Origin of the sequence: Pseudomonas sp. TH41 (assembly GCF_016650695.1) — a bacterium.
Lineage (GTDB): Bacteria > Pseudomonadota > Gammaproteobacteria > Pseudomonadales > Pseudomonadaceae > Aquipseudomonas.
In genome coordinates, this window is sequence record NZ_JAEKFH010000003.1 from 2,241,776 (window position 1) to 2,267,696 (window position 25,921).

Below are 25,921 nucleotides of genomic sequence, written 5' to 3' on the forward strand. Positions count from 1 at the left end.
GCGATTGCCTAGTGGCGCGTGCTGGCCGGTATCAGTCCGCGGCGCTGATGACCCGGGATTTGGTGACCTGAGCCGGCGCAAAATGGCAGGTAAAGGTGCTGCCGTGCCCCGGCACACTGCTGATTTCCATCCGCGCGCGGTGGCGCAACAGCACGTGTTTGACGATCGCCAGCCCAAGCCCCGTGCCGCCCGTGTTGGAGTTGCGGCTGGAGTCGACGCGGTAGAAACGTTCGGTCAGGCGTGGCAGGTGTTTGCTGTCGATGCCAATCCCGGAATCTTGCACGCTCAGGTGTGCGCTTTGCTCATCGCCCCACCAGCGAATGCGGATATGGCCTTCGGCTGGTGTGTATTTCACCGCGTTGAACACCAGATTAGAGAATGCGCTGCGCAATTCGGCTTCGCTGCCCTTGAGCAGAATCGTCGGGTCGGCCTCCAGCGTGATCGTCTGATTGCGCTGGCCGGACAATTGCTGCGCGTCGCTCTTGATCGATTGCAGCAAGCCGTCGATGGCCACCGGCTGGTTGTCCGAGGGGTAATCGGTGGCTTCCAGTTTGGCCAACAGCAGCAAATCGTTGAGCAACGTCTGCATGCGCCCGCCTTGTTGCTGCATTTGCTGCAAGGCACGGGTCCAGCGCGGGTTCACGTCCTCGACATTGTCGAGCAGCGTTTCCAGGTAACCGCAGATCACCGTCAGCGGCGTGCGCAATTCATGGGAAACGTTAGCGATAAAGTCTTTGCGCATCTGTTCCAGCTGATGGATGCGCGTGACGTCGCGCACCAGCATCAAGTGCTCGTTGTTGCCGTAGCGGGTGATGTACAGCTGAATGCGCAGGCGATCATTGATCGGTGACGGGATTTCCAGTGGCTCGGCGTAGCTGTTCTGCTCGAAGTATTCCTTGAAGCGCGGATGACGCACCAGGTTGGTCACCGGTTGGCCGCTGTCCTGTGGCGTCTTGAGGCCGAGCAAGGTTTCGGCGGCGCGGTTCCACCATTCCAGGTTGCCGTCGGTGTCGAGCATGATCACCGCGTCTTTCAACGCAGCGGTGGATTCCTGGACCCGGTCGATCACCGCTTGCAGGCGCCCACGCACGCGTTGGTCGCGGCGTTGCAGATGGTAGATGCTGTCGAACACTTCGCCCCACAAGCCATAGCCATCGGGCGGGGCTTCATCGGGTTTGTGCAGACGCAACCACTCATGCAGACGCAGCAATTGCTTGAGGGTCCAGGCCAGGTAAAGGCCCAGGCCTGCGGCGAGGCTCCAGCCGTAGTAGCCGGTAATCAGGCCGATCACCAGGCAGGCGGTGACCAGTAGCAGCATGTGGCGAATCAGGGTGCCATGCCAGTTTTGGTTCACTTGAACGCGCGTCCTTGTCAGCTTGTCGGGCGGGAAAGGTCCGGATCAGGCTTTGGTAGAAAAACGGTAACCGGTGCCGCGCACGGTTTGTACCAGATTTTCGTAGGCATCGCCGAGGGCTTTGCGCAGGCGACGGATGTGCACGTCGACGGTGCGTTCTTCGACATAAACGTTGCCGCCCCAGACCTGATCCAGCAACTGGCCACGGGTGTAGGCACGTTCCTGGTGAGTCATGAAGAACTGCAGCAAGCGGTATTCGGTCGGGCCCATCTCGGCGGGTTTGCCGTCGATGGTCACGCGGTGGCTGATCGGGTCCAGCAGCAGGCCACCGACTTCGATCGGGGTTTCACCATCGGTTGGGCCAGCACGACGCAGCACGGCCTTCAGGCGTGCAACCAGCTCACGAGGGGAAAAGGGTTTGGTGATGTAGTCATCGGCGCCGACTTCCAGCCCCTGGATCTTGTTGTCCTCTTCGCCCTTGGCGGTGAGCATGATGATCGGGATGTCCCCGGTCAGCTCATCGCGCTTCAAGCGTCGGGCCAGCTCGATGCCGGACGTGCCGGGCAGCATCCAGTCGAGCAGGATCAAGTCCGGTTTGCGGTCGACGATGATGGCATGGGCCTGCTGCGAGTTCTCAGCCTCCAGGCAGTCATAGCCGGCCATTTCCAACGCAACGGCGATCATTTCGCGAATGGGCGCTTCGTCGTCGACGATCAGAATGCTCCTGCCAACCATGCCTTAATCCTCTTGTCATTTAACTGTCTTGCGCCGCATTAGATAACGGAATTATTGCAGTCGTGTGACAGTATTTTAGCTGCCCTGCGATTGTCACGATCCTGAACTAAGCTCTAAGTCCGAATCCTGACAACCACAAAAGGAAGGTTTCCATGAGTCAATACTCGCAATCCTTTAAAGCCCTGATGCTGGCAGCTGCCCTGGCTTTGCCATCAATGGCCTTCGCGGCTGAGCCGGGCATGATGAAAGGCAACATGATGGTCGACCATAAGGGCATGACCTTGTACACGTTCGACAAGGACACGGGTGGCAAGTCGGTATGCACGGGGGATTGTGCAAAAAACTGGCCGCCGCTGGCGGCAAAAGCGAGCGACAAAGCCTCAGGCAAATGGAGCATCATCACACGGGATGATGGCTCCATGCAGTGGGCTTACGACGGCAAGCCGCTGTACACCTTCATGAAAGACAAAAAACCCGGAGACATGACGGGCGACAAAATGAAGGATATGTGGCACGTCATTACCAACAACGGTCCGAAGATGTAAGCCTGTAGGAGCGAGCTTGCTCGCGATGAACGTGAACGATGACGCGCTGTCTGCATAAACGCGTCGCCTTCAAAATCATCGCGAGCAAGCTCGCTCCTACACAACGCGGCCTTCTTCTGCCTCAACGCAGCGCGTAATCCAGCACAATCCCTACGAAAATCGCCAACCCGGCCCAATGGTTGTGTAAAAACGCCTTGAAACACCGCATCCGGTCCTTGCCACGGGTGTACCAGAACTCCCACGCAAAACAGCCCGCCGCCGCCAGCAATCCCAAGTGGAACCAGCCGCCCAGCTCGAATTTCGACCCCACCAGCAGCAGGCAACCCAACGCTAATCCTTGCAGCGTCAGAATGATTACCCGGTCGGCATCGCCAAACAGAATCGCCGTGGATTTCACGCCGATCTTCAAGTCATCGTCGCGGTCAGTCATCGCGTAATAGGTGTCGTAGCCTACCGTCCACAGCAGATTGGCGATCCACAGCAACCACGCCGCTGCCGGCAGTTCACCGGTTTCGGCCGTGAACGCCATGGGCATGCCCCAAGAGAACGCCGCGCCCAGCACCACTTGCGGGTAATAGGTGTAGCGCTTCATGAACGGGTAACTAAAGGCCAGTGCCAAACCGCCGAACGACAGCCAGACTGTCGCCGCGTTGGTGCACAACACCAGCAGGAAACTCACGCCCATCAGCAGCGCGAAAAACACCAGGGCTTCCTTGGAGCTGATCCTGCCGCTCACCAGTGGCCGCTGTTCGGTGCGCTTCACATGACCGTCGACCTTGCGATCCGCCCAGTCGTTGATCACGCAGCCGCCGGCGCGAGTCAGCACCACGCCGAGGACGAAAATCACGATATTGGCCAGGGAGGGTGAACCTTTGCCGGCAATCCAAAGCGCCCACAGCGTTGGCCACAACAGCAGATAAATGCCGATCGGCTTGTCCATTCGGGTCAGCTGAATGAAATCCCAGGCCCGTGGATTGAAGCGGTTCAGGGACTTGAGCAGGCTCTGGTACATCAGCAGTTCTCCGGATGGGCGCGAGTCGCGGCCCACAGGGTCGGCAGGAAAATCTCGGCCACCAGCACGCTCAAGGCGCCGCGGTCGAAGCGTGAACGACGGCCCCACAGCTCCGGAACCCTGGACTCCGTCGGCAGCCACGCCTGAGGATAATGACAAACCTCGATGGCGCGGCGCTGGAATGCATGATCGCAAAACAGCAACTCACCCAACGAGCGGCTTCCCAATTCGTCCATGTGCAAACCATCGCCCTGCAAGGCGCTGCGCGCCGCGACGCTGCGGGCAAACACCCATGGTTCACCGTGCCCGCGCAGATACACCTCGCGCACCCAGCCTTCGCTACCCTCGGCCAGGTCCAGTGCCGCACACTCGTCGGTGCGCAGGGACTGCCAGCCTTCGAACATTGGCGAAACGCTGAAGGCATCATTCGACAGATGAATCAGACGGCGGGTCAGTGAGCCTTTATCGAACAGCCAGTCGAGGGTAGACGTGTCGGGGAGGGGCGTCAGCTGGCTTTGAGGGAGCCAGAGCGGCATCGCGGAGGGGGTTTTTGAGTGCGGCACAGTGAGTCATTATTGGCAGCAAATGAGGCGGCGAGCTTACCATGTCAGCCGGCGATTTTGATTGATCTGCTGGCCGTTGCGCCGAACAGGCTTGCATCTGCCGGGCCCGATCAGTACAAAACGCCCCTGAGCCGGACAGCAGCGCGTCACCTATCGACCGTTCGCGCCAGTTAAGAGTCTGATTCCTGAGGATGAACCGAATGAAAAAGTGGCAATGTGTGGTTTGCGGCCTGATCTATAACGAAGCAGACGGCTGGCCGGACGACGGCATTGCGCCGGGCACACTGTGGCAAGACGTACCGGAAGACTGGCTGTGTCCGGACTGCGGCGTGGGCAAGATGGATTTCGAAATGATCGAAATCGCCGCCTAAAACAATTAGAGGAGTAAGGAATGAACGCACCTGTCGTGATCGTCGGCACCGGGCTCGCTGGCTACAACCTGGCCCGGGAGTTTCGCAAACTCGATGGCGAAACCCCGCTGCTGCTGATTACCGCCGATGACGGACGCTCTTACTCCAAGCCGATGCTCTCCACCGGATTCGGCAAAAACAAGGACGCCGATGGCCTGAGCATGGCTGAACCCGGCGCCATGGCCGAGCAATTGAAAGCCGAAGTGCGCACCCACACCCGCATCAGCGGCATCGATCCTGGCCACAAGCGGTTGTGGATCGGTGAGGAAGCGGTGATTTACCGTGACTTGATCCTCGCCTGGGGCGCAGAAACCGTCAGCGTGCCCATCGAAGGTGACGCGACCGATTGCGTGTTCCCGATCAACGACCTGGAAGACTACGCGCGCTTTCGCGCGGCTGCGGCCGGCAAGCGCCGGGTATTGTTGCTGGGAGCCGGCCTGATCGGCTGTGAATTTGCCAACGACCTGAGCCTCGGCGGCTACGAGGTGCAACTGGTTGCACCGTGCGAACAAGTCATGCCGACCTTGCTGCACCCGGCGGCAGCTGCAGCCGTCCAGGCCGGGCTGGAAAGCCTCGGTGCACGCTTCCACCTCGGCCCGGTGCTCAACCGCTTGCAGCGAGTCGAAGGCGGGCTGGAAGCGCATCTGTCCGACGGCCAGGTCATCCCGTGCGACGTGGTGGTGTCGGCCATCGGCCTGCGCCCACGCATCGACCTGGCCGCTGCTGCCGGCGTGCAGGTCAATCGCGGCGTCGTAGTTGACCGCCACCTGAAAACCTCCCACGCCAATATCTACGCGCTGGGCGATTGCGCCGAGGTCGATGGGCTGAATCTGTTGTACGTCATGCCCCTGATGAGCTGCGCGCGAGCACTGGCGCAAACCCTCGCCGGAACACCGACCGCCGTGAGCTATGGCCCCATGCCGATCACCGTGAAAACACCGGTCTGCCCCTTGGTGGTTTCGCCGCCGCCACGGGGCGCCGAGGGCGTCTGGACGGTCGAAGGGCAGGGCGCAGACATCAAGGTTTTATGCCGTGATGCCAGCGGAAAACTGCTGGGTTATGCCCTGACAGGCGCGGCGGTGATGGAAAAACTCGCGCTCAACAAAGAGCTTCCAGCCCTGCTGGCGTAAATACCGGACGTTCTGTCGGAATCACCCCTGTTTTGCCCCTACAAAGGTCGCGCCGAGACTGGCGCGGCTCTTCCGTGCGTGCCATCCTCACTCCCGTCTGCCGCAGAGTAGAGCACCTGCGGCGCTTTGGGCGCTGTTCCAACGAGAACAGCACGGACATAACAACAAAAAACCGTCAAAGGGGCTTCACTAATGCGTAAACCAGACCTCGCCGCTGCAATTGCTGAAAAAGCAGACCTCACCAAAGAGCAGGCCAACCGCGTTCTCAACGCCGTTCTCGAAGAAATCACCGGCGCCCTGCACCGCAAAGACAGCGTCACGCTGGTAGGTTTCGGCACCTTCCTGCAACGCCACCGCGGAGCCCGCACCGGCAAAAACCCGCAAACCGGTGAGCCCGTCAAAATCAAGGCCAGCAACACCGTTGCGTTCAAGCCAGGCAAATCGTTGAAAGACAGCGTCAATCCGTAACACACACCGACGTCCCGCCTGGCGGGTAAGCGGGATAAAAAATGGGCACGCCAACTGGGTTGGGTGCCCATTTTTTTATGGGTGGCGAAAGTAACGCCGACCAGTCAATCCAAAACCCGACTCGTGTAGCAGCTGGCGAAGCCTGCGTCCGGCTGTGTGTAGGAGCGAGCTTGCTCGCGATGGTCGTTCAGCCACAGAAAATGTGTCGGATGTTCCATCTTCGCGAGCAAGCTCGCTCCTACACACAGCCGAACGCAGGCTTCGCCAGCTGCTACAGGGCTACATCGTCAGTAAAGTCGGTGGCGATGGTCCTGATGGACTGCAGATCTTCCGAGGCGTTGGCCAGGAGGGCTTCGGAATTGATACCTGGGCAGATGCTGAAGAGGAGGTTCATCCATAGGTAGCTAGTACCAAGTGGGCAAACTCTTTCTTGCTTGGCTGAAGATCAGCGTGCTGCTCCAAGTACGTGCGTCATGCAGATTCAAGCATGGCTCCATCGAGATCGCCGTCGGTAGCAAGATACGTGGCGGCATCGTCTTTCACCGCTTGGACGTAGTGTTTGGAGAGGCCATCCTCGATTTTGTCTGACGTCGCGATAAACGGCCCGACCGTTGTGAAGAGCAACCCAAATCCAGTTATTGCCGAGTACTCAAAGGGGCCACTAGCTAATTTGCAGTTATGACCGCTGCACATCATTTCAGCCCGAACAGAGGTGCTGGCTACGAGTGTGAGCATGGCAACCCAGTAGCACCCAAGGGCCACGGTCCATTTTTTATTGTGTCGAGTAGCCATGATCTGATTGAACTCCCTGTCTACTGACGCCCTAAGCGTGGGCGCGCTGCCATGAGCGATGTGCCGCACCGACTCGACATTGAGTGTGCTTGTGCAAAGTACCGAGGCAGAGAGGCACTTCAAGCTCAAGAGGACCAAACAGGACGCGTCCTACACGTATTCCGGAAACAGGGAAGATAACTGTGTTGGTTTTTGTGCTCCCAGCTGTGTGCCGGGCACTCTGACCAGAAAAACCCCGATGGGAGGAACACACCCATCGGGGTTGTTTACTGCTTGGCGAGTTAGCAGGTTCGGCTTTGTTGTTTGGTGAGAATCGCCGCCATCTCCGGTTCATCCAGATGATCCAGCGCTCGCTCTACCAACAAATGCACCCCGTCGGCCATACGGCTGAGCGCCAAGGCTACGGAGCGGCGTGAGCCGTCCACATCGTCGGCGAGGTCGGCGGCGATAGCGCTGATGGACAGCAGATCTTCTGAGGCGTTAGCGAGGAGTGCTTCAGTGTTGACGTCCGGGCAGACGCTGAAGAGTTGGCCGTTGCGTTTCGGTGGTTTCATTTCGGCTGGTGGGAAGTGGTGGTCGAGGGCGCGTTCGGCGGCTTCGTTGAGTTTGTTTGAATCGGGGCTTTCGTACGGGGAGACCGAATCGGTGTCCGGTGGGTTTGGGGTGACCTTGAACATGTCTTAGCTCTCTTTTGAGTGAGGCTGCGACCCGTTCGCTACTAAACGAAAGGAGGCAGCTGTACGCAGGTTAGTAGACCGACGAGCTAAGAAATCGGCGCGCCCAAGGGCGCCCTACGCACAGCTACCATCAAGCGCAGAGTTGGGACCCTGACTGATGAGACACTTGTACGACTTAGCTACGACGGGCTACTAAACCCGATCACTGGTGGGCAGTGACAGGAACCAAGTTACCGACCGCCCCCAAGGCGCACAAGCCGGCGGATTCTGGCGTAGTCGTAGGCAACGGCGCAAGGTGTTGTAGCTTGCAGGACGCAACCTTGAGGGCTTTTAAACAAGCACGGTCGGTCAGTGTTTAATCATCGGAAATGTTGGCAATCCTCACCAACTTCCATAGGGAATGCCGAACTTGGCAATGTAGGCTTTGGACTCTTCTGAAAGAGGTCGATGCTTTCCGTTGGACATCCCCCCGTAGGGGCCTTTGGGATTGATCGTGCCTTGAACGCGTGTGACCTCGGTCGCCAGCAGACAAGGGCCTTTTACCCATACTTTGGCTATTCCTTCCGGGGCCAAGCCAACTATCAGCAATTTTCGATATTCCGTTATTACCTTGCCGTCAAACGCACAAAATACATCCTCGCTTGAACGCATTAGCTTTCTGATCGACTCAGGAATCTCAATGTAGGCTTCATAGGTCTGCGGCTCGGCCAGCGACTGCCAGCGTACATAAATCAAACGAGGCAGATCAGCGCCTGTTACATACCGGCCCTTTCCTCCTGGATTTTCACGCCATCCCCTTGGCTTGCCTCTGAATTCAGTCGGTATGTCTTTACTTAGCGCACGGGGATAACCAATAGCCGGTATTCCGCTGCCCGCGCCTCGAAATACGTGCTCATTGATATCCACGACATCCGCCGTTTCAATCCAGACCTCCATATAGTCGGGGGCAAAAAAATTGAGGCTCCAAGCGTCATAAGGCAAGGGCCTGCGATGGTCGTTGGTGCATCCGCTCAAGAAGAGGGCAAGCACCATTGCACATCCCGTTTTAACTAAAAATGAGGTCTTCAGCATTGAAAGCCCTTCTGGTCGTGGTTTCTGGTGATGTTGATGGGTTACCAGGATCCATAGGGAATTCCGAATTTGTCGATGTAGGCTTTGGACTCTTCTGAAAGGGGTCGATGTTTTCCGTTGGAACCCCCGTAGGGGCCTTTTGGATTGATCGTGCCTTGTACGCGGGTGACTTCGGTCGACAATAAACATTGACCACCCAGCCATACCTTCGCGACTCCTCCGGGCGCCAGGCCCACTACCAGCATGTCTCTGTAATCCGTTATCCATTTGCCGTCTGCACGGCAGAAAGTTTTCTCACCCTGGAGCATGGTGTTTCGCGCCGACTCAGGGATCTCTATGTACGCTTCATAAGTCTGCGGCTCGGCCATGGATTGCCAACGCACGTAGACCAAACGCGGTAGGTCAGCGCCCCTTACAAATCGACCTTTTCCTCCTGGATGTTTAGGCCATCCTTTTGGATCACCCCTAAAATGGGTTGGTATGCCCTTACTAAACGGTCGGGGATAAGTACCAGCGGGTATTCCACTACCGGCACCTCGAAACACACGCTCATTGATATCAACGACATCCGCCGTTTCGATCCAGACCTCCATGTAGTCGAGCGAAAAAAATCTGAGACTCCAATCGTCATAGGGTAATGATCTGCGATCGCCAAAGGCACATCCGCCCAACAGTGGGATTAGCAGCGCAAAGCCTAATTTGACCATCCATGGGCGCTTACTCATTGGGATGTACCACGCGTACATAGTTCTCGGCGGGTCGATCGATGAATACGATGTTCAGATAACTGTTGTTCCAACCTTTGGCAGCATTCCAGTTGGCAGACAGATGAATGTAGCGGTGACAGAGCAACTCCTCCTCGAATACATTCAAGCCCGCGCAACGGGTTTCGCCCAGCGCATAAGCCATCAGTTTTTCAGCAATCGGTTTCAGCTCCACGGGTAATGTGTACTTTTGATCCCCTTCGTCAATAACGTCGAACGGGACGTCGTGCCTAGCCCCCAACTCACGCATGATGCGCAGGTAAATCAAGGCCAGATCGTTGCGCACAGTTCGCTCGCTGCGGACCGCAGCATAGACGTTTTTCCACTTGGATCTATCGCCCTTGACGTTGTTGGTGATCTCTACCGCCCAGGTTTTCACCTCCAGTGTCAGCCCATACAGATTGAGCTGATCTTGAAGGCGACCCAGTTCCTGCTGAGCCCAGCGATAGGCGGTTGACGCTGTAGAAGGCACATGAAAATCTACGTCACGGCTACAGCGCGGCTTGCTAAGCAGAACTCGTTCAATGAAGTTCGGTATATACCCACCACCCAGGTCAGAGTGGACGCCGGGCAGTACGATATCGGCAGTGCCGGCGCTGTTGAGCGAGAAGTTGTGGCGACGCTCGTCCTGCGCCACCAAATGCACGACTTTTTTTGCGATATCGGGCGCCAGATAGACGTTGACATTGGGGTTGTTGGCGTCGTGGACGCTCAAATCGCCGTCGACAATGCTTGCTACGGCAGCAACGGTGTCGAAAATACCGATAAAGTTGATGGAGACATCGGTGTTGGTGCGCCAGTTAAACCCGTCAACAAAACCGGGAACATCTGCCAGAGCCAACGCCAGAATACTTTGGTTGCCCTTCAGGACTTCATTCGCGAAGTGTCGCGCGGCGGCGGCTCCTCGACTGAAGCCAATAATATCGAACTCGACTCGTTTGATTTGTCGTTCTGGGTTGCTTAGCTGGAACTCTCGAAGCTTTTCAGTTATGAGTGACGGACTCTGCTTAACTCTTGCCAATACGCCTTCAGAACCGACGCCGGTTATCTGCGAATAAGGTGAATCCTCCGTACCGCTGCTGGTACCGATGCCATCCAGATAAACAGGGATGAAACCTATGGTTTCGTCATCAGCCAACAGCCGCTGACTGTCATCGGCGTACAGGTCATACAGCTTCGCCACATTACTCGTGTCATTCCCATGGCTGTCATCCGGCGTGCTCCCCTGGCCGTCATACCCATACGCCTGACAAAACTGCCGAATATCCTCAGCCTCCTCCAGCAGGTTCACATCCCGCGCATAACACCCAGCAACCATCTCACTGTTGGATCGGTTATTCCCGGTGCCATCAAAAAACACCCCAATTCGCAAAGTAATCCCTTCTTCTTCGACTTCTTCCTCCTCTTCCTCCAGCTCATCCGATGCTTCAGCTTCCGTTGGCTGAGGCGCAGGCGCAGGTGCGACGGATACCAACAAGCCCGCTGCTGCCCCCTGCAGTAATGTATGCGCGGCCGTACCCGGCTTTGGAGCACCGCCGACCTCAATCGCGCGACTACTGAAAATACCGTCGGCGTTGAGCACAATGTGCTGATCGCCGACCTTTATGGAAAGGCTCTCACCCCCGTCGATCACAAGGTGTGTGCCTGCCTTGATGTGCACGTGCTCACCGGCTTCAACGACCAGCGTTTTATCGACTCTCGTATGGCTGTCGCCTGAGACATTCAGATAGTTGTTGGCGTTAACCTGGACCTTGCGATCCGACGTGACAGTGAGGTGCTCTTCAGCCCCCAGCACCGTAATACGGTCGCCCTTGATGGTTTCCCGGAGCTCGTTGCCCACCTCCAGCCGGCTGTCATTTACGACCCTCTGCTCCAAATCCCGCTGCGCCCGCAGGTAGATCAACTCCTGCCCGGCGCGGTCTTCAATCGACAGTTCGTTGTAACCGCCCGTGCTGGGGGAGCTGTGGCTGCGCAACACGGTTTTTGTTTTGTTCTCGGGCAAGGGGTAAGGCACAGACGTCATGCTGTTCGGCACGCACCCGGTAATGAGCGGATGGTCGGGATTACCTTCCAGAAACGTCACGACAACTTCCATGCCGACACGCGGGATAGTCGCCGCGCCGAACCCTTCACCCGCCCAACTGGATGAAACCCTTACCCAGCAACTGCTCATTTCGTTGTTGAGTGCTGAGCGGTCCCACGGAAATTTGATCTTCACGCGCCCGTATTCATCGCAATAAATCTCTTCGCCCTCCGGCCCGGTGACGCGAGCGGTCTGGGTGTCCAAAGGGTCTCGGGAGGGCAGCGGTGGCCTGAAGGCCACGTCCCACGGAATCGCTGTAAATGTGTTGCGGTAGCCTTGGGTGAATTCGTCCTTGGGTTGGGCGTCGTGGATAAGCGCTTCTTCGAGTGATTGAGGCTGTTTCCCTGTGTGAGTAACACTGAGCAACAACCACAGATCGTTGTACTGTTTGCGTGGGTGCTCGGTCAGCCCGAAGAAGTGGCCGCAGCGCAACGTGGGTTGATCGCTTTGCCCCTTGGCCACCGCATAGTCAGAACGGTGTCGTTCCAGCGCCTGTTGGACGAGTTGTTTGCCGCGTTTTTCGGTCACCATTTCCAGTGGGAAGCGGTAGTCTTCGAGCGCTGGAACGACCTTGGCGGTCACGCTGTTTTCCAGTAACAGACTGGGGCGTTGGAAGTCATAGTCCCGGCGAGTGACCTTACTGGTTCGGGTCTTGAAGGTCAGGGAGAGCTGGTTGATCACCGGGTGCTCCGCCACCAAATCCGAGTTTGGCCGGTAAGGGGTTTCGCCCAGTGTGGGAACGAAGACCTGATCCTCGGTAAACACCAGAAAATGGCCGTCCCGGGAATGCTGGTGATGCCATCCAATGCCGTCCTCGGCGCACAAACGCTGGACGAACTCAAAGTCGCTTTCCCCGTATTGGGTGCAGTATTCGCGCACGGGAGGTGTTCTGACGTGGAAGGTAAACGCATCGGCCAGGAGGCCATGCCCCTTGAATACTTGAGTGATGATCTGCGGCACTGTCAGGTGCTGGAAAATCCGTTGGTTGTGGCTGAACTGCAAGTAGTACAGCGCGGGTACCAGGGTCAGGTGATAGCGGGTCAGGCGTCGGCCAGATTCACCTGCGCCCACGTCTTCGATACGGCCATGAATGCCTTCGCCGTTAAGGCCGAACTGCAGAAACGCCGGTTGGCCGAGCAGGCTCTCCAGATCGACATCGGGGTACTCGCTGACCAGGTCGACGCGAATGGAGTACAAGGCGCTGATAGTTTCAGTGCCTTCAAAGGCCAGCACTTTAAAATCGTTGTGAATCGTTGGGATTTCGAGCGTGAAGAGGGCAGCATTGGCCGAGGCGAACATGCGCTTATCCTTTTGCTTTTCATCAGTTCGTCCTTGAACTGGAATTGAAAATGAAACCTGGGGCGCAAGCCATATCGGGCTTGAACCTGCGTCAATTGCTGAAACACGCTAACAAGGCATTGAAAGGATTGATGTAGGAAAGTTCTTTTGCCTTGGTCAGAAACTTCCTCTATTTCAGAGTGTTGCATCAGAGCCTTATAAAGGCTCAATTTAAGCGTGCCCGCTTGGATTTTAAGCGCTGTTACTGTGCTGGTTAATGATGTATCGCGACATACAGTCTGACGATCGTTGGGCTGCGTGGTGGTAATTATTCCTACAGTAAAACTCCATTAATACGATGGCGCTTAACTTATTATTTTTATGCGCGTGCATTTTCAGAAGCGTCCTACATTTTTAGTTTTATATTTTTGTCATGCTCCGTTCCGGCTTGGGCCACACGGGCTGGCGTCATTGAAACTCCAATTGGGGAATGACCGTAATTCTTAATAAAGGCCATGGATGTCTTACTCAAACAAACTGTCTACTCATTACCTTGAACTCGCAAAGGCCTCTGTTTCCAAAGAGAACTTCGCGGGCGAGGATGTTCGCTTTTCGAACGATTATGAAGCAGTGGAACGTGAGCTGGGCAAAGCCCAATCCATGCATGAAAGCGGTCTGGTCGACTGGCTGAAAATCCGCGAAAACAGCGAAAATCTGCTGCGCACTCAGTCCAAGGATTTGCGGGTGGCGGCCTGGCTGACCTGGGCCCTGTACCAGCGTGAATCTTTTCCGGGGCTGTTGGCCGGTCTCGGTTTGCTGCACCACCTCAGTGAACACCACTGGGACGACATTCATCCACACAAGCCCCGCACTCGTTCCGCTGCCATCAGTTGGTTGGTGCCGCGTCTTGAGCAAGTGCTGAACGAAAACGTCGCGATCAAAGAGCAGCTGCCGTTGTTCCGCCGTTTGGTGGAGCATTTGGAAGGTTTGGATGCGGCTTGCACCAAACATTTGGGCGATGACGCCCCCTTGCTGTTGCCGATCTGCCGTCGTTTGAAAACCATGGTCCAGCGCGCTGCCGACAACCAGCCGGAGCCAGGTGTGGTGAGCGCCGCAGTGGCCCAGGTCAAGCAGGTCGCCACGCAATTGTTCACGCCGGGCGCGCCCATCGACAACGAGAGAGAAGCCCATAAGGCCCTGCGTGTCCAGCTGGAAAGCGCCCGTCCGTTGTGCGCCTGGTGGCTCAAGCAGAACGCTACCGACCTGCGCGCCCTGCGACTCAATCGCACGCTGCTCTGGCTGCCCATCGACGTAGTTCCCGAACGCAACGCCGAGCAGATCACCGCGTTGCGCGGGCTGCCGGCAGACAAGCTCAAGTCCTATCAGGACCGCTATGACCAGGCCAAATACGCTGATCTGCTGGTGGAGCTCGAAGCCAGTCTGGCCAAGGCGCCGTTCTGGTTCGACGGTCAGCGATTGGTCTGGGAATGCCTCCAGGGCCTGAATGCCGACATGGCCATGCGCGAAGTGGAAATCCACTTCGCGCAGTTGATTCAGCGCCTGCCCGGCCTTCTCGAATTACGCTTTCATGATGGCGCTCCGTTTGCCGATCCGGCCACTCGCGCCTGGGTCGGCGCGAATGTCATGCCGCACCTGCAAAGCGCCAATGCGCCGCGCAAGGTCGAGGTCGCCGACACCCAATCGGCCTGGGAACAGGCTCTAGAAGAAGTAGTGCCAATTCTGCGCAAGGACGGTCTCAAGGCCGCCGTGCAAATTCTCAAGCAAGGCCTGCAAATCGCCCACGGCGGCCGCGTTCGATTCTTCTGGCAGTTCGCCCTCGCGCGGCTGTGCTTCATGGCCAAGAAATACGAACTGGCCAAGACCCAACTCGAAACACTCGACCAAACATTACAGGACTCTGGCCTGTATGCCTGGGAGCCCGATCTTGCGCTGCAAGTGCTGCATTTGCTGCATAGCTGCTGCGAGTTGCTACCGCAGAACCATGCCGTCCGTGAACGTAAGGAAGAGATTTATCGCAGGCTGTGCCACCTCGATCTCGAAGTAGTACTCGAATAGGCCCTCGGGCCACAACCGCAAGGAGAAACACCATGGCCAAAGAAGGCTCGGTAGCCCCCAAGGAACGCATCAACGTCACCTTCAAACCTGCCATCGGTGGTGTTCAAGAAGAGATTGAATTGCCGTTGAAACTTCTGGCAATCGGTGACTACACCCACCGCAAGGACGAACGCAAAGTCGAAGATCGCAAGCCGATCAGCATCGACAAAATGACCTTCGACGAAGTGCTGGCCAAGCAAGAGCTGCAGCTGACACTGAGCGTACCGAACCGTCTTCAGGAAGAAAGCGCCACTGAAGAGCTGGCCGTGAAACTGCGCGTCAACTCGATGAAGGACTTCAACCCGGCCAGCCTGGTCGAGCAAGTGCCCGAGCTGAAAAAACTGATGGAACTGCGCGACGCGCTGGTGGCCCTCAAAGGCCCCCTGGGTAATGCACCTGCATTTCGCAAAGCCATCGAAGGCGTGCTCGCCGACGACGAATCCCGCGGTCGCGTACTGAGTGAGCTGGGCCTGAACGCCGCAGCCCAGGACGCCGCGCCCCTAGACGTCTGAGCCCCCATCAGCCAAGGAAGCCAACAATGAGCACTAGCGCAGCACAGCAAAAGAGCAACGAGAACGGCGAATACAGCATTCTCGACAGCATCATCGCCGAAACCCGCCTGACCCCGGACGACGATGCCTACGACATCGCCAAGCGCGGTGTGTCGGCGTTCATCGAAGAGTTGCTCAAGCCGCAGAACAGCGGTGAGCGGGTCAAGAAAGCCATGGTTGATCGCATGATCGCCGAGATCGATGCCAAGCTCAGCCGTCAGATGGACGAAATCCTGCACCACCCCGACTTCCAGTCGCTCGAATCGTCGTGGCGTGGCCTGCTGTTGCTGGTCGAGCGCACCAACTTCCGTGAAAACATCAAGATTGAGATCCTCAACGTCTCCAAAGAAGACCTGCTGGACGACTTCGAAGATTCGCCGGAAGTGATGCAGGCTGGCTTGTACAAGCACATCTACACCGCTGAATACGGTCAGTTCGGTGGTCAGCCGGTGGGCGCGATCATCGCTAACTACTTCATGTCCCCAAGCTCGCCGGACGTGAAACTGATGCAGTACGTGTCCAGCGTTGCCTGCATGTCCCATGCGCCGTTCATTGCCGCGGCTGGCCCGAAATTCTTCGGTCTGGAAAGCTTCACCGGTCTGCCGGACCTGAAGGATCTGAAGGATCACTTCGACGGTCCGCAATTCGCCAAATGGCAGAGCTTTCGCGAGTCGGAAGACTCCCGTTACGTTGGCCTGACCGTACCGCGGTTTCTGTTACGTAACCCGTATGACCCGGAAGAAAATCCGGTCAAATCGTTCGTGTACAAGGAAACCGTTGCCAACAGCCACGAGCACTACCTGTGGGGCAACACGGCCTACGCGTTCGGCACACGGCTGACCGACAGCTTCGCCAAGTTTCGTTGGTGCCCGAACATCATCGGCCCGCAGAGCGGTGGTGCAGTGGAAGACTTGCCGTTGCACCACTTCGAAAGCATGGGCGAAATCGAAACCAAGATTCCAACCGAAGTACTCGTTAGCGACCGTCGTGAATACGAGCTGGCCGAGGAAGGCTTCATCTCCCTGACCATGCGCAAGGGCAGCGACAACGCGGCGTTCTTCTCGGCAAGTTCGGTACAGAAACCGAAGTTCTTCGGCATCAGCGCTGAAGGCAAAACGGCAGAGCTGAACTACAAGCTCGGCACCCAGCTGCCATACATGATGATCGTCAACCGCCTGGCTCACTACTTGAAGGTGCTGCAGCGCGAGCAACTCGGTTCGTGGAAAGAACGCACCGACCTTGAACTGGAACTCAACAAGTGGATCCGCCAGTACGTGGCCGATCAGGAAAATCCAAGCGCCGAAGTCCGTGGCCGTCGCCCGTTGCGCGCAGCCCAGATCATCGTCAGCGATGTTGAAGGCGAGCCTGGCTGGTACCGCGTCAGCCTGAACGTGCGCCCGCACTTCAAGTACATGGGGGCCGATTTCACCCTGTCACTGGTTGGCAAGCTGGACAAAGAGTAAGTGGGGCGGACGCATGACTGGATACGGCAGCCTTTTCGAACGCCTGGGTGGCGACGCGGAAAAACGCGTCGGCTGGGGCCGCGAGGCCTGCGCCATGGCGTCGGTGGCTGCCCATCTGGCCAAGATGCTCAGCACCCGAGCAGGCAGCGTGCAGACGTTGCCTGATTACGGACTGCCGGATCTCAATGACATGCGCCTGAGCCTGCACGACTCCCTGAGTCAGGCCCGCTTGGCCATCGAAGGCTTCATCAAAGCCTACGAACCGCGCCTGAGCAACGTGCGTGTCATCTCCCTGCCGCGTGATCTCGATCAGCTTCGCCTGTCCTTCAGCATTGAAGGCCTGCTGGAAGTTGATGGTTTCAAGCGTCAGGTCAGTTTCGCCGCGCGCCTGGATGGCAGCGGTCAAGTCAACGTCAGCTAACGACAAACAGGTATTGCGCGTGTCCTTCAACCACTACTACCAAAGCGAACTCACCGCACTTCGCCAGTTAGGTCGCCGATTCGCCGAGCGTAGCCCGGCGTTGGCACCTTTCCTGGGCCAGGCCGGGCGGGATCCGGATGTAGAGCGGTTGCTTGAAGGCTTCGCATTCCTGACCGGGCGCTTGCGCCAGAAGCTCGACGACGAGCTACCAGAGCTCAGCCACTCGCTGATGCAACTGCTGTGGCCCAACTACATGCGGCCACTGCCGGCGTTTAGCATTTTGCAGTTCGACCCGTTGCAGTGTTCGAGTCCTGCGTTGAGGGTCGCGCGCGAAACGCCGGTCGAGAGCTTACCGATCGATGGAGTACGTTGTCGGTTCCGCACGTGCTACCTGACCGAAGTCTTGCCATTGAATCTGGCCGCGCTGAATTACTCGGTGAAGGGCGACGGTTCGCTGTTGAGCCTGCGTCTGGAAATGAGCGCCGACGGCCATCTCGGTGAACTGCAGCTCAGTCGCTTGCGTCTGCACTTTGCTGGCGAGCGTTATATCAGCCAGATGCTGTACCTCAGCCTGTTGCGCAACCTGGAAGGTATCGAACTGATCCCACTGGACGGCGACGGCAAGCCCATCCTGGGTGTGAACGACCTGCCCATGGCCTTCAAGATCCCCGGCAACGGCGTGCAGCCGGTGGGTTTTGCCGAAGAAGAGGCGTTGATCCCGTACCCACTGAACACCTTCCGCGGCTATCGCTACTTGCAGGAATACTTCGCCTTCCAGGACAAATTTCTGTTCGTCGACATTAACGGCCTGGACCTGCTCAAGGCGCTGCCGCAAGACACGCTCAAGCAGATGCGCGGTCTGGAATTGCGCTTCGACATCCGCAAGAGTGGCATCCAGCGTCTGCGCCCGACCCTGGACAACGTGAAGCTTTACTGCACGCCGATCGTGAACCTGTTCAAGCACGATGCATCGCCAATCCGCCTCGACGGCAAGCAGGACGAATACCTGTTGCTCCCAGCCGGATATGACCTGGAAAACTGCGGTGTGTTTTCGGTGGAAACCGTGACCGGCTGGAACCCCGGTGGCCTCGGTTATCAGGAGTACGTGCCGTTCGAATCCTTCGAGCACGATCCGAGTTTCGACGTGCCCACCCGCCGCCCGCACTACAGCATTCGCCAGCGTCCGTCGTCGCTGCACGACGGCCTCGACACCCACTTGAGCTTCGGCATTCGCCACACCGAAGCCCACGAAACCCTGTCGGTCGAGCTGATGTGCACCAATCAGAACCTGCCGCGCAAGCTCAAGCCCGGCGATATCAGTCAGGCTTGCGAAGGGACCCCCGGGTTTCTGAGTTTCCGCAACATCACCCCGGCCACGTCCAGTTTCGCGCCGCCGCTCAATCGCGACTTCCTCTGGAAGCTGATCAGCAACATGTCGCTTAACTATCTGTCGCTGGCCGACGTCAATGCACTGAAGGTGATTCTCGAAACCTACGACCTGCCGCGTTACTACGACCAACACGCTGAAAAGGTCAGTAAACGCCTGCTGGATGGACTTAAGTCGATCAAGCATCAACACGTCGACCGTTTGCACCGAGGGTTGCCAGTACGCGGGTTGCGCACCGAGCTGACCATCGACCCACAAGGGTATATCGGCGAGGGCGACCTGTTCGTGTTCGCTTCGGTTCTTAACGAGTTTTTCGCGCTTTACGCCAGCCTCAATTCGTACCACGAACTGCGGGTAAAAAGTACACAAGGAGAGGTGTACCAATGGACACCACGCATGGGCCTGCAGCCTCTGCTTTAAGCGGGCTGACCCGGGCAATACGCGAGTACTCGCTGTTTCAGGCCGTGCTGCTGGTGGTTGACCGGTTGCGCGAGGCACACCCGCTCCTGAGCGAAGACGATCTGTACGATCAGTTGGAATTTCAGGCCAACCCGAGCCTGGGTTTCCCTGGCAGCGATGTTGATCGCGTGGAGTTTTTTGAAGAACACGGGCAGTGGCGCGCACGGCTGCGTTTCAACCTGATCAGCCTGGTCGGTTCCGGTTCGCCACTGCCGGCGTTCTACGGTGAGCAGGCCTTGGGCGATAGCGAGGACGGCAATCCGACCCGCAACTTTCTCGACCTTTTTCACCATCGCCTGCAACGGCTGATGCTGCCGATCTGGCAAAAATACCGTTATCGCGCGAGCTTCCAGAGTGGCGCGCTAGACCCGTTTTCTTCACAACTGTTTGCGCTGATCGGCCTCGGTGGCGACGAGATTCGCAGGGCCCGGGAGCTGAACTGGAAACGCCTGCTGCCGTACCTCGGTCTGCTGAGCTTGCGGGCGCACTCGGCGGCGCTGATCGAAGCAGTGCTGCGTTACTACTTCAAACACGCAGAACTGACCCTCGAGCAGTGCATCGAGCGTCGCGTGGAAATTCTCCAGGAGCAACGCAATCGTTTGGGCCGCGCCAACAGCCTGCTCGGCGAAGACCTTGTGCTGGGCGAACACGTGCGCGACCGCAGCGGCAAATTTCGCATACACATCCGCGAACTCGACTGGCAACGCTTTCACGAATTCCTGCCGATCGGTTTCGGCTACCAGCCGCTATGTGCGCTGGTGCGGTTCACCTTGCGTGACCCGCTCGATTACGACATTCGCCTGGTGTTGCGCCAGGAAGAGATCCGTGAACTGCGCATCGATGAGCAGAACGACTGTCGCCTGGGATGGACCAGTTGGCTCGGCCGCGAAAAAGCGGACGGTGTGGTGACCCTGGGCTGCAAAATTCATTAAGGACAGATGAACAATGATCAACGTAGACCTGCAACAACTTATCCAGGCACTGGATGCTGAAACTCGCCGTGACCTGGAAAGTTCTGCCGAACGCTGCGTCGCCCGTGGCGGTAGCAAAATCCTCGTCGAAGACTTGCTGCTGGGCCTGCTGGAGCGCCCGCAAGGCCTGCTCGCACGTGCGCTACAAGACGCCGACGTCGATGCCGGAGAGCTGAGCACCGCGCTGCAGTCCGGGGTCGAACACAGCGCTTCGCGCAACCCGGTGTTCGCCCCGGAACTGGTGCAGTGGCTGCAAGACGCGTTGCTGGTGGCCAACCTTGAACTGGGCCAGAGCCAGGTCGAGCAAGCCGCGTTGATCCTCGCGCTGCTGCGCAACCCGATGCGCTACGCCGGCAGTCGCTATCAGTCGTTGCTCGCCAAGTTGAACATCGAGCGCCTGAAAGAATTCGCGCTGTCGCAGAAAGAACAAGTGGCCACCGGTAAACCCACCGTGCCGGGCGAATCGCTGCTGGAGCGCTTCACCCACAACCTGACTCAACAGGCCCGTGACGGCCGACTCGACCCGGTGCTGTGCCGCGATGGCGCGATCCGGCAGATGGTCGACATCCTCGCCCGCCGCCGCAAAAACAATCCGATTGTGGTCGGTGAAGCGGGCGTCGGTAAAACCGCCGTCGTCGAAGGCCTGGCCTCGCGCATCGCCGCGGGTGAAGTGCCGCACGTGTTGAAAGGCGTCGAACTGCTGTCGCTGGACATGGGTTTGTTGCAGGCCGGCGCCAGCATCAAAGGTGAATTCGAACGTCGCCTCAAAGGCGTGATTGACGAAGTCAAAGCGTCGCCGAAACCGATCATCTTGTTTATCGACGAAGCTCACACGCTGATTGGCGCGGGCGGCAATGCCGGTGGTTCCGACGCGGCTAACCTCTTGAAACCAGCCTTGGCTCGTGGCGAGTTGCGCACCATCGCTGCCACCACCTGGGCCGAGTACAAGAAGTACGTCGAAAAAGACCCGGCCCTGGCCCGTCGCTTCCAGCCGGTGCAACTGCACGAACCGACCGTCAGCGAAGCAGTGACCATCCTCCGTGGGCTGGCTCAGGTTTACGAAAAGAGCCACGGCATCTACCTGCGCGATGACGCGGTGGTTGCAGCGGCCGAGCTGTCGGCTCGTTATCTCGCGGGTCGTCAGCTGCCGGACAAAGCCGTCGACGTGCTCGACACGGCGTGTGCTCGTGTACGTATCAGTCTTGCCGCCGCGCCGGAAAGTCTTGAGCGCCTGCGTGGCGAATTGGCCGAAGGCGGCCGTCAGCGCCAGGCCCTGCGCCGTGATGCCGAAGCGGGCTTGTTGATCGACCACGAAGCGTTGAATACGTTGGAAGATCGTCTGGAGGCCGCCGAAGTCGAAAGGGTCGCCCTGGAAACCCTCTGGGCCGAACAGAAAGAACTGGCCGAGCGTTTGCTGCAACTGCGTCAGCAACTGGCCAAGGCCCGTGGAACCGCTGCCGTCACACCCACCATCGCGGTTGAGGAAGACGCCGAAGGCACCGTGACCGAAACCCTCGAAGCGCCTGCGGACGACGTCGCGTTCCTTGAAGTTGCGCTGAATGAAACCCACCGCGCCCTGACCGATGCTCAAGTCAAAGAGCGTCTGGTGAGCTTCGAAGTCTGTCCGCGTCTGGTGGCTGAAGTGATCAGTGCGTGGACTGGCGTGCCGCTGGCGCAACTGGCTCGCGAACACAACGCCAAGGTCGCGAGTTTCGCCATCGACCTGCGCACGCGCATTCGCGGTCAGGAACAAGCCGTTCATGCGCTGGATCGCTCGATACGCGCCACCGCTGCCGGCCTGAACAAACCGAATGCACCGGTCGGCGTGTTCCTGCTGGTTGGCCCGAGCGGCGTTGGTAAAACCGAAACTGCGTTGGCCCTGGCAGACCTGCTGTATGGCGGTGATCGTTTTATCACCACCATCAACATGTCCGAATATCAGGAGAAACACACGGTCTCGCGCCTGATCGGCGCACCGCCAGGCTACGTCGGTTACGGCGAGGGTGGCGTGCTCACCGAAGCCGTGCGCCAGAAACCGTACTCGGTGGTACTGCTGGATGAAGTCGAGAAAGCCGACCCGGATGTGCTGAACCTGTTCTACCAAATCTTCGACAAAGGGGTGGCCAACGACGGGGAAGGGCGCGAGATTGATTTTCGCAACACGCTGATCCTGATGACCTCGAACCTGGGCAGCGACCGCATCAGCGAACGCTGCGAAAACGGTGCGCGGCCGACTGCCGAAGTGCTCGAAGAAATCATCCTCCCAGTGCTCAGCAAGCACTTCAAACCGGCGCTGTTGGCGCGCATGCGCGTGGTGCCTTACTACCCGGTCAGTGGCCCGGTGCTGCGCGAGCTGATCGAAATCAAACTCGGCCGTTTAGGCGAACGATTGAATCGCCGGCAGTTGGATTTTGCCTATTCCCAGGACCTCGTCGATCACCTGGCCGAACGCTGCACCCAAAGCGACAGCGGCGCTCGTTTGATCGATCACTTGCTCGACCTGCACGTGCTGCCGCTGGTGGCCGACCGCTTGCTCGATGCGATGGCCGCCGGCGAACGACTCAAGCGTGTCCACGCGAAGCTTGACGGCCACGCCAGCGTGATCTGTGAGTTCGCCTGAGGTGGGTATGATGTTCAGTCAGGTGCCGCAACCACTGGTCTATGCCGAAGCCTTGCTGGCGCAGTTCGCCAGCCTGTCGCGGGCGGCGGATGGCGCTGCGCTGTTGGGCGACTTCGTGCGTGGCTTGGCCGAGCTCAGTGGCTGCGAGCTGACTCAGTCATACCTGCTGGACGCGACTCACACGTGCCTGGGGATGAAAGCCGAGTGCCTGAACGGGATTCTGCAACCCCGGGAAGCGGCGAGCCTGCCGGCGGATTACAACGGTGAACAACTGCTGCAATTTGCCCTGTGCCAGAACCGCGTGGTGTGCCTCAGCGAGTTGAGTGGCAGCCTGCACGAAACCAGCTTCTTGCCGCCGCAGGCCACGCCTTGGCAGTCGCTGCTGTGCGTGCCGCTGGTCAATCAGCAGAAGGCTGTCGAAGGCTTGCTGGTGTGCGCCAGTCGCCGCCACATCGACCTGCGAGGCTTTGCCGACTCCCTCGGTCAACTCGGTTCATTCGTGCTCGGCCAACTGCATTTTCTGCAGTGTTTGCGTCAACCGACCGCAGATACACGACCGGCGAAGGTCAGCGTTCCAAGCGCCAGCGGGTATGGTCTGATCGGCAAGAGTTTGGCCATGCGCCAGACCTATTCGCTGATCAGCAAAGTCTTGCACAGCCCCTACACCGTGCTGCTGCGTGGTGAGACCGGCACCGGCAAGGAAGTGGTCGCACGGGCGATTCACGACGGTGGCCCACGACGTTCCCAGGCGTTCATCGTGCAGAACTGCGCGGCGTTCCCGGAAAACCTGCTTGAAAGCGAGCTGTTCGGATACCGCAAAGGCGCCTTCACCGGCGCCGACCGCGACCGCGCCGGGCTGTTCGATGCCGCCAATGGCGGCACCTTGTTGCTGGATGAAATTGGCGACATGCCGCTGTTCCTGCAATCGAAGTTGCTGCGTGTGTTGCAGGAAGGCGAGATCCGCCCGCTGGGTTCCAATGACACCCACACGGTCGACGTGCGCATCATTGCCGCGACGCACCGTGATTTGTCGGTGTTGGTCAGCGAAGGCAAGTTCCGCGAGGACTTGTACTACCGCCTCGCGCAATTCCCGATCGAGTTGCCGGCGTTGCGTCGGCGTGAAGGCGACATCCGCGACCTGGCTCGGCACTTCGCCGACAAGGCCTGCTCGTTCCTGCAGCGAGATGCGGTGCGTTGGTCCGATGCGGCACTGGATCACCTGTCCGGGTATGCCTTCCCCGGCAATGTGCGCGAACTCAAAAGCCTGATCGAACGCGCCGTGCTGCTGTGCGAAGGAGGCGAGTTGCTGGTCGAGCACTTTTCGTTGCGCATGGACCTCATGCCGAAAGACAACAGCCTGAACCTGCGCGAGCGCCTGAAACAGATCGAGCGCAATCTGGTGCTCGATTGCCTGCGCAAAAACCGCGGTAACCAGACTCGCGCCGCTCGCGAACTCGGGTTGCCGCGCCGCACGCTGCTGTATCGCCTCGGGCGCCTGAACATCAATTTCGGTGCCTTCGATGGCTGATCTCAATGTCTATCGGCGAACTCCTGTGGCGAGGGAGCAAGTTCTCTCGCCACGGGAGCTTGGCTTTCAGCCTATGGCCAGAGCCGAAAACCCTCTCTCATTTGCTTTTGATAGTGCCGTCCGAACGGGTCGGTGCTTCGTGCTTTGTCTACCTCTGGAGACCCTCTGATGTCTGTTCGTCACTGGCACGCCGTCTTGCTGACACTCGTCGTTCTATGCGGTGTCGGCGGTTGTAGCGGCAATTACAAATTCAACGACAACACCTATCGCCCATTGGGTGATCCGCAGGCGGTCAATCGCGGCAAGTGACCGCAAGGAGCATCACCATGGAACTGGTTTTCGAAATGCTGAACACCAAGCAGTTCGTGCCTACGGATTTGTGCCAGAAGACCTTCAAGCAGGCCGGCGGTGTGATCGGCCGGGGCGAGGATTGCGACTGGATCATTCCGGACCGCAAACGTCATCTGTCCAACCGCCACGCGTTGATCACTTACCGCGAAGGCATGTATTTCCTGACCGATACCAGCAGCAACGGTATTCAGGACAGCACAAGCGGCGCACGCCTGCGCAAGGGCGACCCCATGCGTATTGAGCACGGGAGTGTCTACGATCTCGGTACATTCGAGATCCGTGCGCGGCTGGTCTGCGATCCCGCGACATTCGACAGCGAAGTCGGGCGTCTGCACGTCGCGGGCCGCATGATTCCTGACGAGGCGTTCCTCAACTTCGACCCGCTGCATGCGCTCGACCAGCAAGAGCGTGTGTACTCTGAAATCGACGAGCTGAGTGCCCTCAACGCGCCGCGTCAGGAGCCGCAACAGCGTGCCGACTACGCCCGCATCGACATGGAATACCTGAGGGTGCCGGAGCTGATCGATGTGCCGGTTGAACCTGCGCCAGCCCCGGTACCGAAAGCGCTCGAACGTCAAAGTGAAGGTTTTTGGGAGCACTTCGGGGCGGCGCTGGGCGTGGACCTAAAAGGCCTCGACCACGATGCCCGCGAAGCCCTGGCGCTGAATGCAGCGAGCCTGCTCAAGCAAAGCGTCGGTGGTTTGCAGCAGAGCCTGCGTACCCGCAGCGAATTGAAAAACGAACTGCGTCTGGCCCAGACCACCGTGCAAGGCGCTCACAAAAACCCGCTGAAATTTGCGGTCGATGCCGGTGACGCGCTGGGCATTTTGTTGCAGCCGAACAAGCCGGGCCAATTGCCGGCCGAGCAGTCGATCTCCCGTGCCTTCCGCGATTTGCAGGCGCATCAGGTGGCCTTGCTGGACGCCAGCCGCGCCGCCGTTCGCGCCACGCTGGAGCACTTCTCGCCACAGCAACTGACCCTGCGTTTCGAACGCGACAACAAGCCGTTGCTGGTCACGTCCGGCAGCCGCTGGAGAGCATACGGTCGGTATCACCAGGCCCTGCGCCAGGACGACGACTGGAGCGAGCGCCTGTTGGCCCGTGATTTCGCCCAGGCCTATGAAGAACAGATCCGCCTGATTTCCACCCTTCACACCGACCACCAAGGATGAT

23 protein-coding genes and 1 pseudogene are annotated in these 25,921 nt (G+C 58.5%); 14 read left to right on the plus strand and 10 right to left on the minus strand.

Annotation, left to right across the window (positions count from 1 at the left end; genetic code table 11):
- Window positions 1-31: 31 nt before the first annotated feature.
- Window positions 32-1,354, minus strand: coding sequence for a phosphate regulon sensor histidine kinase PhoR (phoR, locus tag JFU37_RS12845; protein WP_201115643.1), 1,323 nt, complete (start codon window positions 1,352-1,354; stop codon window positions 32-34).
- 45 nt (window positions 1,355-1,399) lie between these two features.
- On the minus strand, window positions 1,400-2,089 hold the full coding sequence (gene phoB / locus JFU37_RS12850; RefSeq protein ID WP_008150066.1) for a phosphate regulon transcriptional regulator PhoB: 690 nt from the start codon (window positions 2,087-2,089) through the stop codon (window positions 1,400-1,402).
- 152 nt (window positions 2,090-2,241) lie between these two features.
- Here phoB and JFU37_RS12855 point away from each other — a divergent pair, with 152 nt between their 5' ends.
- Window positions 2,242-2,634: a COG4315 family predicted lipoprotein gene (locus JFU37_RS12855; RefSeq protein WP_201115644.1), complete on the plus strand. Its 393-nt coding sequence runs from the start codon at window positions 2,242-2,244 to the stop codon at window positions 2,632-2,634.
- 121 nt (window positions 2,635-2,755) lie between these two features.
- Here JFU37_RS12855 and ubiA read toward each other — a convergent pair whose 3' ends face one another.
- The gene (gene ubiA, locus JFU37_RS12860) at window positions 2,756-3,646 is read right to left on the minus strand and encodes a 4-hydroxybenzoate octaprenyltransferase (RefSeq protein WP_201115645.1); all 891 of its coding nucleotides are present in this window, start codon (window positions 3,644-3,646) and stop codon (window positions 2,756-2,758) included.
- A complete protein-coding gene (locus JFU37_RS12865; protein WP_207201427.1) occupies window positions 3,646-4,182 on the minus strand; it encodes a chorismate--pyruvate lyase family protein in 537 nt (178 codons plus the stop codon). Before JFU37_RS12865 ends, ubiA begins: the two co-directional genes overlap by 1 nt.
- Before the next feature lie 227 nt (window positions 4,183-4,409).
- Between JFU37_RS12865 and JFU37_RS12870 the strand changes: the two genes are divergently transcribed.
- From JFU37_RS12870 to JFU37_RS12880, 3 genes are all read left to right on the plus strand, one after another.
- Window positions 4,410-4,580, plus strand: a complete 171-nt coding sequence (locus JFU37_RS12870; protein WP_007942683.1) for a rubredoxin — start codon at window positions 4,410-4,412, stop codon at window positions 4,578-4,580.
- A gap of 20 nt (window positions 4,581-4,600) precedes the next feature.
- Window positions 4,601-5,749, plus strand: coding sequence for an NAD(P)/FAD-dependent oxidoreductase (locus JFU37_RS12875; protein ID WP_201115647.1), 1,149 nt, complete (start codon window positions 4,601-4,603; stop codon window positions 5,747-5,749).
- Window positions 5,750-5,941: 192 nt separating this feature from the next.
- Window positions 5,942-6,217, plus strand: coding sequence for an HU family DNA-binding protein (locus JFU37_RS12880; protein ID WP_003195589.1), 276 nt, complete (start codon window positions 5,942-5,944; stop codon window positions 6,215-6,217).
- A 280-nt stretch (window positions 6,218-6,497) separates the two neighbouring features.
- Here JFU37_RS12880 and JFU37_RS31275 read toward each other — a convergent pair.
- From JFU37_RS31275 to tssI, 6 genes and pseudogenes are all read right to left on the minus strand, one after another.
- A pseudogene (locus tag JFU37_RS31275) lies at window positions 6,498-6,602 on the minus strand (DUF6124 family protein); the annotation flags it as partial.
- A gap of 86 nt (window positions 6,603-6,688) precedes the next feature.
- Window positions 6,689-7,009, minus strand: a complete 321-nt coding sequence (locus JFU37_RS12885; protein WP_242485725.1) for a DUF2388 domain-containing protein — start codon at window positions 7,007-7,009, stop codon at window positions 6,689-6,691.
- Between the two features lie 281 nt (window positions 7,010-7,290).
- Window positions 7,291-7,686 (minus strand): DUF6124 family protein, encoded by a 396-nt coding sequence (locus tag JFU37_RS12890; protein WP_201115648.1) that lies wholly within the window; start codon window positions 7,684-7,686, stop codon window positions 7,291-7,293.
- Window positions 7,687-8,067: 381 nt separating this feature from the next.
- Window positions 8,068-8,757, minus strand: coding sequence for a DUF2931 family protein (locus tag JFU37_RS12895; protein ID WP_201115649.1), 690 nt, complete (start codon window positions 8,755-8,757; stop codon window positions 8,068-8,070).
- Window positions 8,758-8,798: 41 nt separating this feature from the next.
- Window positions 8,799-9,482 (minus strand): DUF2931 family protein, encoded by a 684-nt coding sequence (locus JFU37_RS12900; protein ID WP_201115650.1) that lies wholly within the window; start codon window positions 9,480-9,482, stop codon window positions 8,799-8,801.
- Window positions 9,475-12,903 (minus strand): type VI secretion system tip protein TssI/VgrG, encoded by a 3,429-nt coding sequence (gene tssI / locus JFU37_RS12905; protein WP_201115651.1) that lies wholly within the window; start codon window positions 12,901-12,903, stop codon window positions 9,475-9,477. Before tssI ends, JFU37_RS12900 begins: the two co-directional genes overlap by 8 nt.
- Before the next feature lie 498 nt (window positions 12,904-13,401).
- Here tssI and tssA point away from each other — a divergent pair, with 498 nt between their 5' ends.
- From tssA to tagH, 10 genes are all read left to right on the plus strand, one after another.
- The gene (gene tssA / locus JFU37_RS12910; protein WP_201115652.1) at window positions 13,402-14,958 is read left to right on the plus strand and encodes a type VI secretion system protein TssA; all 1,557 of its coding nucleotides are present in this window, start codon (window positions 13,402-13,404) and stop codon (window positions 14,956-14,958) included.
- Window positions 14,959-14,990: 32 nt separating this feature from the next.
- Window positions 14,991-15,509 carry a type VI secretion system contractile sheath small subunit gene (gene tssB / locus JFU37_RS12915; RefSeq protein ID WP_201115653.1) on the plus strand — a complete coding sequence of 173 codons (519 nt, stop codon included), beginning with the start codon at window positions 14,991-14,993 and terminating at the stop codon, window positions 15,507-15,509.
- 26 nt (window positions 15,510-15,535) lie between these two features.
- Entirely contained in the window at window positions 15,536-17,011 is a 1,476-nt protein-coding gene (gene tssC, locus JFU37_RS12920; protein ID WP_201115654.1) for a type VI secretion system contractile sheath large subunit, read from the plus strand.
- Between the two features lie 13 nt (window positions 17,012-17,024).
- Window positions 17,025-17,432 (plus strand): type VI secretion system baseplate subunit TssE, encoded by a 408-nt coding sequence (gene tssE, locus JFU37_RS12925; protein ID WP_201115655.1) that lies wholly within the window; start codon window positions 17,025-17,027, stop codon window positions 17,430-17,432.
- A gap of 19 nt (window positions 17,433-17,451) precedes the next feature.
- Window positions 17,452-19,239, plus strand: a complete 1,788-nt coding sequence (gene tssF, locus JFU37_RS12930) for a type VI secretion system baseplate subunit TssF (RefSeq protein WP_201115656.1) — start codon at window positions 17,452-17,454, stop codon at window positions 19,237-19,239.
- Window positions 19,203-20,210: a type VI secretion system baseplate subunit TssG gene (gene tssG, locus JFU37_RS12935; RefSeq protein WP_201115657.1), complete on the plus strand. Its 1,008-nt coding sequence runs from the start codon at window positions 19,203-19,205 to the stop codon at window positions 20,208-20,210. Before tssF ends, tssG begins: the two co-directional genes overlap by 37 nt.
- A gap of 13 nt (window positions 20,211-20,223) precedes the next feature.
- A complete protein-coding gene (gene tssH / locus JFU37_RS12940) occupies window positions 20,224-22,869 on the plus strand; it encodes a type VI secretion system ATPase TssH (RefSeq protein WP_201115658.1) in 2,646 nt (881 codons plus the stop codon).
- A 10-nt stretch (window positions 22,870-22,879) separates the two neighbouring features.
- Window positions 22,880-24,397 (plus strand): sigma-54 interaction domain-containing protein, encoded by a 1,518-nt coding sequence (locus JFU37_RS12945; RefSeq protein ID WP_201116483.1) that lies wholly within the window; start codon window positions 22,880-22,882, stop codon window positions 24,395-24,397.
- A gap of 168 nt (window positions 24,398-24,565) precedes the next feature.
- Window positions 24,566-24,706 carry a type VI secretion protein gene (locus JFU37_RS12950; RefSeq protein WP_201115659.1) on the plus strand — a complete coding sequence of 47 codons (141 nt, stop codon included), beginning with the start codon at window positions 24,566-24,568 and terminating at the stop codon, window positions 24,704-24,706.
- A gap of 17 nt (window positions 24,707-24,723) precedes the next feature.
- The gene (gene tagH / locus JFU37_RS12955) at window positions 24,724-25,920 is read left to right on the plus strand and encodes a type VI secretion system-associated FHA domain protein TagH (RefSeq protein ID WP_201115660.1); all 1,197 of its coding nucleotides are present in this window, start codon (window positions 24,724-24,726) and stop codon (window positions 25,918-25,920) included.
- The last annotated feature ends 1 nt before the right edge of the window (window position 25,921 follow it).